Below are 15,047 nucleotides of genomic sequence, written 5' to 3' on the forward strand. Positions count from 1 at the left end.
CGCTACAGCGCTCCCACGGGCGGCTCCGCCATCAGGCTCCCCACTCCCGTCAACGATGCCTCATCCATCGCCCGGCGTGCCAGAGCCGATTCCGCCTGGGCGATCAATTCGGCCAGGATGTCGGCCACCGGCTGTTCGCGGGTGACCAGCCCGACGCTCTGCCCGGCCATCAGGGAGCCGTTCTCCACGTCGCCCTCGATCACCGCGCGGCGCAGCGCACCGGCCCAGAAATGCTCGATCTCCAGCATGCCTTCGTCACGGCTCATGACGCCGGAATCGACCCTGGCGATGACGTCGCGCTGGAATTCCATGAAACGCTTGGACGCCTCGTTCGCCAGCGCCCGCACCGGGATGACGGGGAAGCGCGGGTCGATCTGCACCGACGGCTGGGCATCGCGGGCCGACGCCCGGATGAAGGCCTGCTTGAAATTGGGATGGGCCACGCATTCGGTGGCACAGACGAATCGGGTGCCGACCTGCACGCCGGCCGCCCCCAGTTCCAGATAGGAGAGGATCGTCTCGCCCCGTCCAACGCCGCCGGCGACGAACACCGGCACCTCGCGCAGCTCGGGCAGGATTTCCTGGGCCAGCACGGTGGTGGAGACCGGGCCGATATGGCCACCGGCCTCGGTTCCCTCGATCACCAGCGCGTCGGCGCCGTGCTTCGCCAGCCGCCGGCCGGCGGTCAGCGTCGGCGCGAAGGCCATCGCCTTGGCCCCGCCGTCCTTGATGCGGCGCAGGGTGGCGCTGGACGGCAGGCCGCCGGCGACGACCACATGGCCGACGCGCTGCTCGCGGCAGACGTCGATCAACTGGTCCAGCGCCGGGTGCATGTTGATGAGGTTGACGCCGAACGGCTTGTCGGTCAGCGCCCGGGTGCCGGCGATCTCCACCGCCAGCTGGTCCGGCGCCATGGAGCCGCAGGCCAGCACGCCGAAGCCGCCGGCGTTGGAGATGGCGGAGACCAGATGCCGTTCGGACACCCAACTCATGGCTCCGCCCATCACGGCGGTGCGGGTGCCGAGAAACTCCCGGCCCCGTTTCCAGAGCCGGTCGAGCCGGGCCGATGCTGCCGCCGCGTATGATGTGGCGTCGGTCATGGCCGGCCCTCCCCTGCTGTTGCGATCCCCGGCACCCGGGTCGCCACCTGCGCTCAGGCGGCGTCCAGGCCGTAGGCGGTGTGCAGGGCGCGCAGCGCCAGCTCCGCATACTCCTCGGCGATCAGGACCGAAATCTTGATCTCCGAGGTCGAGATGACCTGGATGTTGATGCCCTTGTCGGCCAGCGCCTTGAACATGCGCTGGGCGACGCCGGCATGGCTGCGCATGCCGACGCCGATGACCGACACCTTGACCACGTTGGCATCGGAAATGATGCGCTTGTAGTTCAGGGTGGACTGCGCGTCCTCCAGCACCTTCACGGCGCGGGCCAGATCGGCCTTGCCGACGGTGAAGGTCATGTCGGTGGACTTGCCGTCTTCCGACACGTTCTGGACGATCATGTCGACGTTGACGGCGTTGTCGGTCAGCGGACCGAAGATGGCGGCGGCGACGCCCGGCCGGTCGGCGACGCCGACCAGGGTGATCTTCGCCTCGTCGCGGCTGTAGGCGATGCCGCTAACAACTTCCTTTTCCACGATCTCGTCCTCGTCAACAACCAGGGTTCCGGGAAGCGAACTGCCCGCAGCGGCTTCGAAGCTCGACAGCACCTGCACGCGCACGCGGTGGTTCATCGCCATCTCGACCGAGCGGGTCTGAAGCACCTTGGCCCCCTGCGAGGCCATCTCCAGCATTTCCTCGTAGGTGATCTTGTCGAGCTTGCGCGCCTTGGAGACGATGCGCGGGTCGGTGGTGTAGACGCCGTCGACGTCGGTGTAGATGTCGCAGCGGTCGGCCTTCACCGCCGCCGCCAGCGCCACCGCCGAGGTGTCCGAGCCGCCGCGGCCCAGCGTGGCGATGCGGCCCTGTTCCGACACGCCCTGGAAGCCCGCGACCACGGCGACTTCGCCGGTCTGCAGGGACTTTTCCATCTCGGTGGTGTCGATGGAGACGATGCGCGCCTTGCCGTGCGTGTCGTCGGTGCGGATCGGCACCTGCCAGCCGGCCCAGGAGCGGGCGGGAATGCCGAGCGACTGCAGGGCGATGGCCAGGAGACCGGAGGTCACCTGCTCGCCGCTGGCGACGACCGCGTCATATTCGCGCGCGTCGTGCAGCTTGTCGATGTCGTTGCAGTATTTGACGAGCTGGTTGGTCACGCCGGACATCGCCGACACGACGACGGCGACCTGATGCCCCGCCTTCACCTCTTGCTCGACCTTCCGGGCCACGTTCTTGATGCGGTCGATGTCGCCGACCGACGTGCCTCCGAACTTCAGGACGATCCGCGCCATACCTCACACCATGTCTGGCCGCCCGGTCATGCCATCTGGATCATGCCATCTGGATCATACGGGTCGGCTGAGCGCACCCCCGCTCCACCGTTGCCGGCGCGGGGCGGCGTATCCATACTCCGTCGGTGGAAGCGAGGCAAGTTGCCCGCACCCGTCCCGCCTCACAGTTTACGGATTTTCACCATGACCGCCTCATCCTCCGCCTTCCCGCACGCGTCCGCAACCGCCCCGGCCAGTGGGATCGGCGGTGGAACCGTGGACCCGGAGGATGTCGCCCGCTTCTCCGCCATCGCCGCCGAATGGTGGGATCCGACCGGAAAGTTCAAGCCGCTGCACCGGTTGAACCCGCTGCGCCTGACCTACATCCGCGATGAGGTGTGCAAGCGGCTGGGCCGCGACCCGCTGGCCCCCAACGCGCTGTCGGGCCTGCGCGTCGTCGACATCGGCTGCGGCGGCGGCCTGCTGGCCGAGCCGATCGCGCGGATGGGCGCCACGGTGGTCGGCGTCGATGCGTCGGAGAAGAACATCAAGACCGCCGCCACCCACGCCGCCGAGACCGGCACGACCGTCGACTACCGCGCCACCACCGCCGAGGCTCTGGCCGCCAGCGGCGAGACGTTCGACGTGGTGCTGGCGATGGAGGTGATCGAGCATGTCGCCGACGTGCCCCTGTTCTTGAAGTCGCTGTCCGACCTGCTGGCCCCCGGCGGCGTGCTGTTCCTGGCGACGCTGAACCGTACGCCCAAGTCCTTCGCGCTGGCCATCGTCGGGGCGGAGTACATCCTGCGCTGGCTGCCGCGCGGCACCCACAACTGGCGCCAGTTCCTGCGCCCGTCCGAACTGAACGCCGCCGTACGCACGTACGGGCTGAGCGTACGCGACCTGACCGGCATCACGTACAATCCGCTGAGCGACGAGTTCCGGCTGAACGCGCGCGATCTGGACGTGAACTACATGGGCTGGGCGGAGCGGGGGTGAGGGGCGAGGTTCGACCGGAGCCGACAGCTTTTAAGGTCGACCGTCATTCCCGCGAAGGCGGGAATCCAGCCGTTTCAAGCGCTTGAGCCGGATACCTGGATCCCCGCCTTCGCGGGGATGACAGCCGAGAGAGAGGCGGCTTTAGAAAGCGCTGATTGCCCTCAATCCTCGTACATCGCCTCAAGGGGAATGGTCAGGTCCAGCGCGGCCAGCATGACCGGGCCGTCGCACACCATGTCGGCAGACCAACGGCCACCGTCGCGGCGGTACACCTCCACCAGACGCTCGTTCTGAGAGACCAGGACGATCTCGCGCAGGGATGGAACTTTCTGGTAGTTGGTCCGCTTCTCGCGGCGGTCGATGGCCTCGGTGCTGTCGGACAGCACCTCCACCACCAGGACCGGGTCCTTGACGACATAGGGGGTGTCATCGCCGCCGGCGCAGGTCGCGACGAGGTCGGGGTAGTAGAAGGCGTTCGCCGCCTCGACCCGGACCTTCACGTCATTTGCATAGGCCTGGCATCCGCGGGCGACCTGCCGCAGGGCGACGAACAGGTTCCCGACGATGGTCGCGTGACGGCGGCTCGCCCCGACCATGGCGAAGACCTCGCCGTCGAGATATTCGTGACGGACCTCTGCGACCCGCTCGGCAGCAAGGTAGTCCTGCGGCGTAATCCAAGACTTGCGCGTTACACCTGCCATGGGCTTGGCCCCCGTCAAACAAGTCGGCTCGGCTCAGTGTACCAGCCCCCCACCAATAGGTGCATCCGCCGCCAAAGAAAAAGGGCCGCGCACGATCCCGTGCGGCGGCCCTTTCGGCATGCTGTGCCCCTCACCGGCGGCCCGTCAGTTGGACGGGGTCGGCTCGTGCTGGGTCAGGAGCGCGTACATCGCGTCGCCGGATTCGGCTCCGCGCAGCTTCTCGCACATGGACTGGTCGCGCAGAAGGCGCGAGACGCGGGCGAGCGCCTTCAGATGGTCGGCTCCCGCCTGCTCCGGGGCGAGGAGGAGGAAGATCAGATCGACCGGCTGCTCATCGATCGCGTCGAAATCGATGGGCCGCTCCAGGCGGGCGAAGACGCCATGGACGCGGTCCAGGCTGGACAGCTTGCCGTGCGGGATGGCGATGCCATGGCCCACGCCGGTCGTGCCCAGCCTTTCGCGCTCCAGAAGCACGTCGAAGATCGCCCGCTCGTGCTGACCGGTCAGCTCGGACGCTTTGCGCGCCATCTCCTGCAGGGCCTGCTTCTTGTTGCCGGCCTTCAGGTTCGGGAGGATGGCGTGCGGAGAGATGAGGTCGAGCATGGACGCTTCTTGACCAGGGAGACGGGTCGGCGCCGTCAGGCGCCGGCCTTCTCCGCCGGATCGACCCAGCCGATGTTCCCGTCGGCGCGGCGGTAGACCATGTTCAGGCGGCCATGCGCACCGTTGTGGAACATCAGGGCGGGGGCCTGCGCCAGTTCAAGGCGCATCACCGCCTCGCTGACCGACAGGGTGGCGATGCTCGTCTCCATCTCGGCGACGACCATCGGGTTGGCGACGCCGTCGCCGGCAGCCTCGGCCTCGTCGTGATGCTCCTCGGTCTCGGCTTCCAGCACGCGGTAGCTGGCCGGGACGGCGGCGCCGTTCTCGACGGCGTGGTGGTCGCGCAGGCGGCGCTTGTAGCGGCGCAGGCGCTTGGCCAGCTTCTCGCAGGCGATGTCGAAGGCCGGGTAGGGTTCGGTGGCGTCGCCGGCACTCTGCAGGACGATGCCGCGGCCCACATGGACCTGGATGTCGGCCTTGTAGAGATGCGCGTCCTTGGTCAGGACGACATTCGCCTCGATCGGCTTGTCGAAGTACTTGCCGACCACGGCGTTCAGGCTATCGGCCACATGGGTGCGCAGAGCGTCGCCCACATCGAGCTGCTTGCCTTTGACGGAGAGTTGCATGGTGGAACGTTTCCAATATTGGTCCGCTGGGGACGGTGTAGACACGACGTTCGAAGATGCCGGGTTCGAAGATGCTGGTCCGCCGCTTGCGGGCCGGGACGATAAGCAAGGGTCACCGGACTGTCAATCGAGCCCTCCCCCGCCCGACCCGCCTACATGCGTGACATCTTGGCACGTCGTCGCTGCACCGATGACGGTATTTTCATAGCTTCACGATACTTCGCGACCGTCCGCCGCGCAATGTCGATCCCTTCCGCACGGAGAATCTCCACCAGTTTGTCGTCGGACAGCACGTCGTCCGGCTTTTCCGCATCGATCATGGTCTTGATGCGGTGCCGAACCGCTTCCGCGGAATGGGAAGCCTGGCCGTCCGCACCCTGGATGGCGGAAGTGAAGAAGTATTTCAGCTCGAAGACGCCGCGCGGCGTCGCCATGAACTTGTTGGTGGTGACGCGGCTGACGGTGCTCTCATGCATGCCGATGGCTTCGGCAATATCGCGCAGGATCAGCGGCCGCAGGTGCGAAACACCATGGATGAAGAAGGCGTCCTGCTGGCGGATGATCTCGCTCGCCACCTTCAGGATGGTGGTGGCGCGCTGGTGCAGTGACTTCACCAGCCAGTTCGCCGACTGGAAGCGTTCGGAGATGTATTCCTTGTCGGCCTTGTTGCGGGCACTGTCGGAGATGCGGGCGAAATAGCGGTGGTTGACCAGCACGCGCGGCAGCGTGTCCGGGTTCAGGTCGATCAGCCAGCCGCCGCCGGGGTTGGCGCGCATCAGGATGTCGGGGGTGACCAGCTGGGCCGGGGTGTGGTCGAAGGCCAGCGCCGGCTTCGGGTTCAGCTTGCGGATGTCGACGACCATGTCGGCGACGTCCTCGGCGTCAACACCGCAGACCTTCATGATGGCCGGCAGGTTGCGCGCGGCCAGAAGCTCCAGATTGTCGAGCAGGGCCGCCATCGCCGGGTCGAGCCGGTTCTTTTCGCGCAGCTGGATCGCCAGGCATTCCTTCAGCGACCGGGCGAAGATGCCGGGCGGGTCGAAGCGCTGGCAGGCGGCGAGCACCCGCTCCACCCGCTCCACGTCGCAGCCCAGCTGTTCGGCCATCGCCTGGGCGTCGAAGCCGACCAGCCAGCCGGCCTCGTCCAGCATGTCGATCAGGGCCAGCCCGATCAGCTGGTCGCCGAGGTCGGGCAGGTCGATCTTCAGCTGTTCGGTCAGATGGTCGCGCAGATTCTTTTCGCTGGTCAGCGTTGCTTCGAGGTTGCTGTCGTCATCGTCGAAGCTGCTGCGGCCGCCACGCTCGCCATAGGACCCGTAGACCTCGCTGCCGCCGTCCGAGCCGTCGGAAAAGCGGTCGTCGCCATAGACATTCTCAAAGTCGGTGTCGAGCGGCGCCTCCGACGAGGAGGCCATCGTGTCCGACGAGGTCATCTCCACGGTGTCGCGGGTGCGCCCGTCGCTCGGCGCCAGTGCCGGCCCGTCGTCGCGGCCATTCAGTCCGTCGACGCTGAGGCCGTTCGCCTCCATGCCGCCGGGGCCGTCCAGCCCGCCCGGCGCCTCGCCACCGGCACCGTCGCCGACAACGGGGTCGCTGCCGCCGTCGCTCGGGCCGCTGTCACGCTCCAGCAGCGGGTTCTGCTCGATCTCGCGGTCGACGAAGTCCGACAGTTCGATGTTCGACAGCTGCAGCAGCTTGATGGCCTGCTGCAACTGCGGCGTCATCACCAGTGTCTGGGCTTGTCGAAGGTCGAGACGTTGAGCAAGCGCCATGGCTGTGGAACCGGGACCAGTGGGAACGGAGGGCTACAGACTGAACCGGTCGCCGAGATAGACCCGGCGCACGCCCTCGTGCGCCACGATCTCGTCCGGCCGTCCCTCCATTAGTACCACACCATCGTGCAAAATGTATGCCCGATCGACGAGGTCGAGCGTTTCACGCACGTTGTGGTCGGTGATCAGCACGCCGATGCCGCGGTCGCGCAGGTGGCCGACCAGCTCGCGGATGTCGTTCACGGCGATGGGGTCGATGCCCGCCAGCGGTTCGTCCAGCAGGATGAAGTGCGGCTGGCCGGCCAGCGCGCGGGCGATCTCCACGCGCCGCCGCTCGCCGCCGGACAGCGCCAGGGCGGGGGAGCGGCGGAGATGCGTGACCGAGAATTCGGCCAGCAGCTCGTCCAGCATCGCCTCGCGCGCGTCGCGGTCGCTCTCCACCACCTCCAGCACGGAGCGGATGTTGTTCTCCACCGTCATGCCGCGGAAGATCGAGGCCTCCTGCGGCAGATAGCCGATGCCGAGCCGGGCGCGGCGGTACATCGGCAGCGCGGTGATGTCCTGACCGTCCAGCGTGATCGTGCCGGAGTCGGCGGCGATCAGGCCGGTGATCATGTAGAAGCAGGTGGTCTTGCCGGCGCCGTTGGGGCCGAGCAGCCCGACCGCCTCGCCGCGCTGGACGCTGATGGAGACGTCGCGCACCACCGGCCGCTTCTTGAACGACTTGCCGAGATGCTGCGCCACCAGCCCTTCGGTCGGGGCGGATGCCGTGGGGCTGCTGCCGGCGGGTGCGGCGCCGGGTCCGTTCGCGGTCAGCACGGTCACGGCTTCTTGCCCGCGGCGGCGCTCTTGCCGCCCTCATTTTTTTCGCCGGGAATCAGCAGGCCGCTGACTCGGCCGCCGGCATCGCGGCCGGCGATGACGCGGTTGATCTTGGTGTTCATGTTCATCTCGGCGGCTTCGCCGTTCAGCTGGTTGTCGCCGCGGGTGATCTTGACGTTGCCCATCAGCACCGCGACGTTGTCGGCGACGGAATAGACCAGCTTGTCGGCCAGCGCCACGTCGGTCGGGGTGGTGACGACGATGTTGCCGGATCCGTCGATCCGCTCCATCTGGGTGGTGCCGTCGGGCATCTTCTTCAGCCGGCCGATCAGCACGTCGGCGCGCAGCCGGTCGTTGCCGCGCACCGCCACCGCGTCGCCGCGTGCCACCGTCAGGTCCTGCGCCTCGTAATATTCCAGGCTGTCGCGGGCGGTGACCACGTCCTTGGTGGTGACCAGCTTCAGGTCCTTGCCGGTGACGACGGCCACCTGCTTGTCGACGTCATAGACGGCATGGTCGCCGAACACCTGCTGGGTCGGGCTGACGATGCGGACATTGCCGTCGGCCACCAGCTGGAACACCTCGTTCCCCTTGCCGGGCACCTCGCGGTAATAGGCGGTCAGCACGTCGGCGAAGACGGTCGAGTCGTTGCGCTTGGCCGACGCGTTGCCGCGCGCCACATAGGCGCGGACGTCCTGGTGCCATTCGATCGCCTGATCGGCGTTGATCTCCACCGGCTGCTTGCCGCCCATGCCGGGCAGCCCCTGGGCGAAGGCCTGCCCCGGAACCAGAGGTAGGAAAGAGAAAAACCCGCCGGCCAGGATGGCCGACAGGGTCAGGGCAATACGAAATGGGGCGGTACGGAATGGCGACCGTTTGGACGTCACGGCTTCTTGCTCCCGGGGCGCTCGGCGGCCTGGACCTCGGCCTTCGACTGGTTGAGGAAGACGACGTTCTTGCCGCGGTCCGTCATGCGGAAGCCCTTGGCGTTGATCTCGCCCTGCGGACCCTGGCCGGTCACCGCCTGCTCGCCCCAGGCGTTGCCCTTGCGGATGTCGGCCTCGGCCTCGTTGGTGGTGAACTCGTTGCCATCGTCGCGCAGGACATGGACGTTGCCGCGCATCAGCAGGATGCCGGTGCTCTGGTTGTACCAGCCCTTGTCGGAGCGCATCGTCACCCAGGTGCCGGTGCTCTCGGTCATCTCCGCCTGCGGTTCGTCCAGCAGAACGATGTCGGGCTGGTCGGCCGACTTGTCGGCCTTGGCCGCCACCAGCGAGAAGGGCTGGTTGTGTTCGTCCAGGCTGAAATAGCGCGGCTTCAGCATCTCGCTCTGCCCGGCGTCGGCGGAGACGCGCGGCGTCGGCGGGCTGTTCAGCGACGGCCAGGCGGCCAGCAGAGCCACCATCGCCAGCGCCGCCGCCGGCAGCACGAACTTCATGGCCGAGACGAAGCGGCTGTAGACCCGGCTGACCGGACGGGTGTCGCGCCGCCGGTGCGCCCGCAGAACCGCCGGCGGCTCCGCCAGGGCGTGAACCGGGGCGGGCTTGACCCCACCCTGCCCGCCGGCGGTCGGGGCGGGTGCGGTGCGGCCGGCTGCTGTACGGTCGGGGCTGCGCAGGTCGTCCAGGCTCAACTCTTCGTCCCTCCGGCTCGGCGCTTGGCTTCCATGATGGGTAGGAACGGCGTCAGGCGGCGCCGGCGCGCAGGACATCGTGGATGTGCACGATGCCGAGCGGCCGGTCTGCCTCGATCACGAACAGGGTGGTGATCTTCTTGTCGTTCATCTCGCGCAGCGCTTCGACGATCAACGCCTTCGGGCGGATGGTCTTGGGCCGCGGCGACATGATGCTGTCCGCGCGTTCCGCCAGAAGCTCCGGCGTCAGATGACGGCGCAGGTCGCCGTCGGTGATGATCCCGACCAGCGCCCCGGCTTCGTCGGTCACCCCGACGCAGCCCAGCCGCTTGGCCGTCATCTCGAAGATGACGTCGGACAGCGGCGAGTCAAGGCGGCACAGGGGCAAATCATCGCCCTTGTGCATGATGTCAGTGACCTTCAGCAATGCGCGGCCCAACTGGCCGCCGGGGTGGAACTCGCGGAAATCGGCGGCGGAGAAGCCGCGCCGCTCCAGCAGGGCCACCGCCAGCGCGTCGCCCAGCGCCAGCATCATCGTGGTGGAGGTGGTGGGCGCCAGCCCCAGCGGGCAGGCTTCCGGCTCCGGCGGGACCACCAGCGCCACGTCCGACTGTTCGGCCAGCGAGGAGGCGGCGCGCCGCGTCATCCCGATCAGCGGAATGCCGAAGCGGCGGGTGTAGGCGATGATGTCCGCCAGCTCGTGCGTCTCGCCGGAGTTGGAGAGCGCCACCACCGCGTCGATCCTGGCGATCATGCCGAGGTCGCCGTGGCTGGCCTCGCCCGGATGGACGAAGAAGGCCGGCGTGCCGGTGGAGGCCATGGTCGCGGCGATCTTGCGGGCGACATGGCCCGACTTGCCCATGCCGGTGACGACGACGCGGCCTTCGATGCCCTGCAGGATGTCGAGCGCCCGCAGGAACTCCCCATCAAGGCTGCCGGCCAGCGCGATCAGCGCATCGGCCTCCGTCCGCAGGACGCGGGTGGCGCAGGCGAGATCGCGGTTCTCCACTTCGGTCGAAGCGGTGGAGCTGTCGGCCAGGCTGCCAGTCAGGCTGGAGGTGATAACGCTGGTCAAGGCTGTCATGCCTTCCATTCAAAAGGCCCGTCCGCGGGCCGTTCACACCACAGGCCCCGCAACGGGCCGTTCACAAACACGGCGCCTGCCCGGAGGACTCCCGGCAGGCGCGGCGTGCAGTATGCCCCCCGGCGGACGCCGGGTCAAATCCACGGCCGGTCAGGGGGTGAGGTGTCGCAGGTGGCTCCCTCTCCCGTCCCGGGAGAGGGCTTTATCGGCGTCAGTGCGCCAGAATGTCCGGGGTTTCCCAGCCGCCGAGGTCCAGCTCGCCGCGGGCGGGGAGGAAGTCGAAGCAGGCCTGGGCCAGATGGGTGCGGCCCTCGCGCGCCAGCATGACGTCCAGCTTCGCCTTCAGGTCATGCAGGTGCAGCACGTCGGATGCCGCATACTTCATCTGGTCGGTGGTCAGTTCCGGCGCGCCCCAGTCGGAGGACTGCTGCTGCTTGGAGATCTCGACGCCCAGCAGGTCCTTGCACAGATCCTTCAGGCCATGGCGGTCGGTGAAGGTGCGGACCAGCTTGGAGGCCACCTTGGTGCAATAGACCGGCTGGCAGCTGACGCCGAGATAGGCCTTCATCACCGCCACGTCGAAGCGGGCGAAGTGGAACAGCTTGGTCACGCCGGGGTTGGTCAGCAGGCGCTTCAGGTTCGGCGCCTCGTACTGGCCGGGGCGGAACTGGACCAGATGGACGGCGCCGTCGCCGGCCGACAGCTGCACCAGGCAGAGGCGGTCGCGGTGAGGGTTCAGACCCATGGTCTCGGTGTCGATGGCCACGCAATTGTCGCGGGCGCCGGCGGCGAGGTCGAGGCCGTCTGGGAGGTCGCCGTCATGAAGGTCGATGGGCATGGTCGATTCCCGGGTGGTCAGGCCCCCGGCCATGGACCCTAGAAACGACGAACGCCGCTCTGCACTATCCCCTTCTCAATCGAAGGAGCTGTGCATGCGGCGCAGCCGGGTAGAAAGAAATGGTGCCCAGGAGAAGACTCGAACTTCCACGACATTTCTGCCACAGGTACCTGAAACCTGCGCGTCTACCAATTCCGCCACCTGGGCTCGGTGCTCGGTGTGTGGGCGGTTGTTTAATGATCCGGCCGGGGGGCGTCAACAGCTTTTTTTCGACCCCTTCATTTTTTTGTCGCACGGCACGGGGCGCGGCGATGCAGTCCCTAGCTTGGCGGCGGTCCATTCGCTATAAGCATGCCCGCAGTTCCAGCAGTCATCCAGGCGACACACAGTCGGACGACGCGCGGGGGGGCGCGAGGCGGGCCGTGGAAAGGCCGCCGCGCGGAAACCCCGGTTCCCCCCTGGATTTGGCGCGCAACGACACGGGAGACGGTCGATGTCCTATCGCACTCAGGTTATCACGGTGTTCGGCGGTTCGGGCTTCATCGGCCGCCACCTGATCCGGCGCCTCGCCAAGTCGGGCGCCCTCATCCGCATCGCCACCCGCAATCCGGGCAAGGCCACCTTCCTGAAGACGGCCGGCGCCGTCGGCCAGATCGTGCCGTTCGCCACCGACTGCACCGACGACGTGTCGGTCGCCCGCGCCCTGCAGGGGGCGGACGTCGCCATCAACCTGCTGGGCGTGCTGTACGAGCGCGGAAGCCAGAGCTTCCAGGGCGTGCATGTCGACGCCGCCTCGCGCATCGCCCGGCTGGCCGCCGCGGCCGGCGTCAACCGGCTGATCCATGTCTCCGCCATCGGCGCCGACGCCTCTTCGCCGTCGGTCTATGCCCGCTCCAAGGCGGCCGGCGAGCAGGCGGTGCTGTCCGCCTTCCCGGCGGCGACGATCCTGCGCCCCAGCATCGTCTTCGGGCCGGAGGACAACTTCTTCAACAAGTTCGCCGCGATGGCGCAAAAGGCCCCCGCCCTGCCGCTGATCGGCGGCGGCAAGACGCTGTTCCAGCCGGTCTATGTCGGCGATCTGGCCGACGCCGTCGTCGCCGCGCTGGAGAGCGACGGCAGCCGCGGCAAGACCTATGAGCTGGGCGGCCCGCGCGTCTACACCTTCCGCGAACTGCTGGAACTGACCCAGAAGGACATCCAGCGCCATCGTCCGCTGGTGACCATCCCCTGGAACTTCGCCGAATCGCTGGGCGGCATCCTGGAGAAGGTTCCGCTGCTGGCGCCGGCGCTGACCCGCGATCAGGTCGCGCTGCTGAAGCGCGACAACGTCGTCTCCCCGACCGCGCTGGGCTTCAAGGATCTCGGCATCACCGAGCTGGCGACCTGCGAGGTGATCCTGCCGACCTACCTGTCGCGCTTCATCGTCGGCGGCAAGTACAGCGGCGCGACCAACAACGCGCACTGATTGGGCGGGTCAGGTCCATGACACCCGAAAGCCCCGGCCCCCGCGCCGGGGTTTTTGCGTTCTCAAGGCTGCGCGCGCTGGCCGCCTTCGCCTGCGGTGCGGTCATCGGCACGCTGGGCGGCCTGATCGGGCTGGGCGGGGCGGAGTTCCGCCTGCCGCTGCTGATCGGCGCCTTCCGCTTTGCCGCGCTCGACGCCGTCATCCTGAACAAGGCGATGAGCCTCGTCGTGGTCGCCGCCGCCCTGCCCTTGCGCGCCGGGACCGTGCCGCTAGGCCTCGTCGCCGCCAATGGCGCGGTGGTCGCCACCCTGCTGGCCGGCAGCCTGCTGGGCGCCTGGATCGGCGCCGGCTGGGCAATGCGGATGGAGGCGGCCCGGCTGCAGCGGGTGATGGCCGCGCTGCTGGCGCTGATCGCCGCCGTCCTGCTGTTCGGGCACGGCCTGTCTGGAGGGGCGGGTCCGCTGCTGGAGGGGCCGGCGCTGACTGTTGCCGGGGTCTCCGCGGGCTTTGGCATCGGAGTCGTCGCGTCGCTGCTGGGCGTGGCCGGCGGCGAGCTGCTAATCCCGACGCTGGTGCTGCTGTTCGGGGTGGACGTGAAGCTGGCGGGCAGCCTGTCGCTGGCGATCAGCCTGCCGACCATGATCGTCGGTTTCTCCCGCTACGCCCGCGACCGCAGCCTGACCCTGCTGGTCCGGCAGCGCGGCTTCGTCCTGCTGATGGCAGCGGGGTCGCTGGCCGGCGCCTTCCTTGGCGGGCTGCTGCTGGGCGTGGTGCCGGAGTGGCTGCTGCTGCCGGTGCTGGCGGCGATCCTGCTGCTGTCGGCCGTCCGGATGTGGCGGCATTGAAGAGTTCCCGCCGGTCTCCGGCATGGCACGCCTGCCCCATCGTCGCTTGAATTTCCGGCATGGCGCCGTCATGTCGGCGGTTCAACTGTGGCGGGAACGGCGATGACGGGTGCAGAGGATATCCGGGGCGTGTCGAGGCGGATGGTGGAACAGGCATCCGCCGCGCGCTGGGCGACCGTCGCCGCCTTTTTCCTGAACGGCACCGTCTTCGGCGTCTGGGCCACGCAGATCCCGCTGCTGAAGAACCGGCTGGACCTCAGCCCGGCGGTGCTGGGCGTGGCTCTGCTCTGCCTTGCCGTCGGCGCCCTGACGGCGATGATCGCCAGCGGCCCGCTGCTGGGGCGGATCGGCAGCGCGCCGGTGACGCGGGTGACCGCCCTGCTGTTCGCCGGGCTGCTGCCGCTGCCGGCGCTGGTGCCGGACGTGGTGACGCTGTGCATCGTGCTGGCGCTGTTCGGCGCGTCGGGCGGCACCATGGACGTCGCCATGAACGCGCAGGGCGCCCTGGTGGAGCGGCGGCTCGGCCGGCCGATCATGTCGTCGCTGCACGGGATGTGGAGCCTGGGCGGACTGGCCGGTGCCGGCCTCGGCGGTCTGCTGCTGCCGCTGATGCCGGCGGCGGCGCAGGCCGCGCTGGTGTCGGCCGGGCTGCTCGTGCCCTTCCTGCTGCTGCAGGGGCGTTTCCTGCCCGACCGCAATGCCGGCGGCGGCGCACTGGTGCTGCCCGACCGTAAGACCCTGCTGCTGGGGCTGCTGGCCGCCCTGTCCTTCATGAGCGAGGGCGCCATCCTCGACTGGAGCGCCATCCACCTGCGCGACGACCTTGGCGCGCCGGCCTCCATCGCCGGCATGGGGTTCGGCGTGTTCTGCGCCGCCATGGCGGTGGGACGGTTCAGCGGCGACCGGCTGCGCCATCGCTTCGGCGGGGCGACGCTGATGCGCGCCGGCGGGCTGCTGGCCGCGTCCGGGCTGGGGCTCGTGCTGGCGGGAGGAATGGTCGCGGACGGGACGCCGCTGCTGGCGATCGCCGGTTTCGGGCTGACCGGGATCGGCCTGTCGAACATGGTGCCGGTGCTGTTCAGCACGGCGGGCGCGGTGGAGACCGGGCATCCCGACCATGCGGTCGCCGCGGTGTCCACCATGGGCTATGCCGGCGTGCTGACCGGTCCGCCGCTGGTCGGCTTCATCGCCGAAGCGACCAGCCTCGCCACCGCCTTCGCGCTGATCGCGCTGCTGGCGCTGGGGATGGCCGCTGCCGCGGCCCGTGCGGTGCCACGGCAGGCTGGTTGAG

At 68.5% G+C, this 15,047-nt stretch carries 15 protein-coding genes and 1 tRNA gene; 4 read left to right on the plus strand and 12 right to left on the minus strand.

The genetic code is table 11. The features are described 5' to 3' along the window. Positions 1-2: 2 nt before the first annotated feature. Both TSO5_RS17230 and TSO5_RS17235 read right to left on the minus strand, forming a co-directional pair. Entirely contained in the window at positions 3-1,100 is a 1,098-nt protein-coding gene (locus tag TSO5_RS17230; RefSeq protein ID WP_109152702.1) for a nitronate monooxygenase, read from the minus strand. 53 nt (positions 1,101-1,153) lie between these two features. Continuing rightward, entirely contained in the window at positions 1,154-2,389 is a 1,236-nt protein-coding gene (locus TSO5_RS17235) for an aspartate kinase (protein ID WP_109152703.1), read from the minus strand. A 183-nt stretch (positions 2,390-2,572) separates the two neighbouring features. Between TSO5_RS17235 and ubiG the strand changes: the two genes are divergently transcribed. Then, positions 2,573-3,367 (plus strand): bifunctional 2-polyprenyl-6-hydroxyphenol methylase/3-demethylubiquinol 3-O-methyltransferase UbiG, encoded by a 795-nt coding sequence (ubiG, locus tag TSO5_RS17240; protein WP_109152704.1) that lies wholly within the window; start codon positions 2,573-2,575, stop codon positions 3,365-3,367. A gap of 161 nt (positions 3,368-3,528) precedes the next feature. Here the strand turns inward: ubiG and TSO5_RS17245 are convergent, their stop codons facing one another. The 10 genes from TSO5_RS17245 to TSO5_RS17290 all read right to left on the minus strand — a co-directional run bounded on the left by TSO5_RS17245 (position 3,529) and on the right by TSO5_RS17290 (position 11,653). Further along, positions 3,529-4,068: a Uma2 family endonuclease gene (locus TSO5_RS17245; protein ID WP_109152705.1), complete on the minus strand. Its 540-nt coding sequence runs from the start codon at positions 4,066-4,068 to the stop codon at positions 3,529-3,531. 144 nt (positions 4,069-4,212) lie between these two features. Then, positions 4,213-4,671 (minus strand): PTS IIA-like nitrogen regulatory protein PtsN, encoded by a 459-nt coding sequence (gene ptsN, locus TSO5_RS17250; protein ID WP_109074398.1) that lies wholly within the window; start codon positions 4,669-4,671, stop codon positions 4,213-4,215. Between the two features lie 35 nt (positions 4,672-4,706). Then, positions 4,707-5,297, minus strand: a complete 591-nt coding sequence (raiA, locus tag TSO5_RS17255; protein WP_109152706.1) for a ribosome-associated translation inhibitor RaiA — start codon at positions 5,295-5,297, stop codon at positions 4,707-4,709. Between the two features lie 152 nt (positions 5,298-5,449). Beyond that, positions 5,450-7,069 carry an RNA polymerase factor sigma-54 gene (rpoN, locus tag TSO5_RS17260; RefSeq protein WP_109152707.1) on the minus strand — a complete coding sequence of 540 codons (1,620 nt, stop codon included), beginning with the start codon at positions 7,067-7,069 and terminating at the stop codon, positions 5,450-5,452. A gap of 33 nt (positions 7,070-7,102) precedes the next feature. Next, a complete protein-coding gene (gene lptB / locus TSO5_RS17265; RefSeq protein WP_109152708.1) occupies positions 7,103-7,894 on the minus strand; it encodes an LPS export ABC transporter ATP-binding protein in 792 nt (263 codons plus the stop codon). Continuing rightward, positions 7,891-8,778, minus strand: coding sequence for an LptA/OstA family protein (locus TSO5_RS17270; protein WP_109152709.1), 888 nt, complete (start codon positions 8,776-8,778; stop codon positions 7,891-7,893). Before TSO5_RS17270 ends, lptB begins: the two co-directional genes overlap by 4 nt. After that, on the minus strand, positions 8,775-9,524 hold the full coding sequence (gene lptC / locus TSO5_RS17275; protein WP_247870797.1) for an LPS export ABC transporter periplasmic protein LptC: 750 nt from the start codon (positions 9,522-9,524) through the stop codon (positions 8,775-8,777). Before lptC ends, TSO5_RS17270 begins: the two co-directional genes overlap by 4 nt. A 52-nt stretch (positions 9,525-9,576) precedes the next feature. Continuing rightward, positions 9,577-10,617, minus strand: a complete 1,041-nt coding sequence (locus tag TSO5_RS17280; RefSeq protein WP_109152710.1) for a KpsF/GutQ family sugar-phosphate isomerase — start codon at positions 10,615-10,617, stop codon at positions 9,577-9,579. A 202-nt stretch (positions 10,618-10,819) separates the two neighbouring features. Next, positions 10,820-11,446, minus strand: coding sequence for a ribonuclease H-like domain-containing protein (locus TSO5_RS17285; protein WP_085087104.1), 627 nt, complete (start codon positions 11,444-11,446; stop codon positions 10,820-10,822). Positions 11,447-11,566: 120 nt separating this feature from the next. After that, a tRNA-Leu gene (locus TSO5_RS17290) sits at positions 11,567-11,653 on the minus strand. A gap of 286 nt (positions 11,654-11,939) precedes the next feature. Between TSO5_RS17290 and TSO5_RS17295 the strand changes: the two genes are divergently transcribed. The 3 genes from TSO5_RS17295 to TSO5_RS17305 all read left to right on the plus strand — a co-directional run bounded on the left by TSO5_RS17295 (position 11,940) and on the right by TSO5_RS17305 (position 15,046). After that, positions 11,940-12,911: a complex I NDUFA9 subunit family protein gene (locus tag TSO5_RS17295; RefSeq protein WP_109152711.1), complete on the plus strand. Its 972-nt coding sequence runs from the start codon at positions 11,940-11,942 to the stop codon at positions 12,909-12,911. A 17-nt stretch (positions 12,912-12,928) separates the two neighbouring features. After that, positions 12,929-13,756 (plus strand): sulfite exporter TauE/SafE family protein, encoded by an 828-nt coding sequence (locus tag TSO5_RS17300; RefSeq protein WP_109152712.1) that lies wholly within the window; start codon positions 12,929-12,931, stop codon positions 13,754-13,756. Positions 13,757-13,858: 102 nt separating this feature from the next. Next, positions 13,859-15,046 (plus strand): MFS transporter, encoded by a 1,188-nt coding sequence (locus TSO5_RS17305; RefSeq protein ID WP_109152713.1) that lies wholly within the window; start codon positions 13,859-13,861, stop codon positions 15,044-15,046. The last annotated feature ends 1 nt before the right edge of the window (position 15,047 follow it).

The organism is Azospirillum sp. TSO5 (assembly GCF_003116065.1).
Taxonomy (GTDB): domain Bacteria; phylum Pseudomonadota; class Alphaproteobacteria; order Azospirillales; family Azospirillaceae; genus Azospirillum.

Bases quoted from the DNA above. Each gene is read 5' to 3' on its own strand.
- TSO5_RS17230 (WP_109152702.1), bottom strand. From the start codon at position 1,100: ATGACCGACGCCACATCATACGCGGCGGCAGCATCGGCCCGGCTCGAC.
- TSO5_RS17235 (WP_109152703.1), bottom strand. From the start codon at position 2,389: ATGGCGCGGATCGTCCTGAAGTTCGGAGGCACGTCGGTCGGCGACATC.
- ubiG (WP_109152704.1), top strand. From the start codon at position 2,573: ATGACCGCCTCATCCTCCGCCTTCCCGCACGCGTCCGCAACCGCCCCG.
- TSO5_RS17245 (WP_109152705.1), bottom strand. From the start codon at position 4,068: ATGGCAGGTGTAACGCGCAAGTCTTGGATTACGCCGCAGGACTACCTT.
- ptsN (WP_109074398.1), bottom strand. From the start codon at position 4,671: ATGCTCGACCTCATCTCTCCGCACGCCATCCTCCCGAACCTGAAGGCC.
- raiA (WP_109152706.1), bottom strand. From the start codon at position 5,297: ATGCAACTCTCCGTCAAAGGCAAGCAGCTCGATGTGGGCGACGCTCTG.
- rpoN (WP_109152707.1), bottom strand. From the start codon at position 7,069: ATGGCGCTTGCTCAACGTCTCGACCTTCGACAAGCCCAGACACTGGTG.
- TSO5_RS17280 (WP_109152710.1), bottom strand. From the start codon at position 10,617: ATGGAAGGCATGACAGCCTTGACCAGCGTTATCACCTCCAGCCTGACT.
- TSO5_RS17285 (WP_085087104.1), bottom strand. From the start codon at position 11,446: ATGCCCATCGACCTTCATGACGGCGACCTCCCAGACGGCCTCGACCTC.
- TSO5_RS17295 (WP_109152711.1), top strand. From the start codon at position 11,940: ATGTCCTATCGCACTCAGGTTATCACGGTGTTCGGCGGTTCGGGCTTC.
- TSO5_RS17300 (WP_109152712.1), top strand. From the start codon at position 12,929: ATGACACCCGAAAGCCCCGGCCCCCGCGCCGGGGTTTTTGCGTTCTCA.
- TSO5_RS17305 (WP_109152713.1), top strand. From the start codon at position 13,859: ATGACGGGTGCAGAGGATATCCGGGGCGTGTCGAGGCGGATGGTGGAA.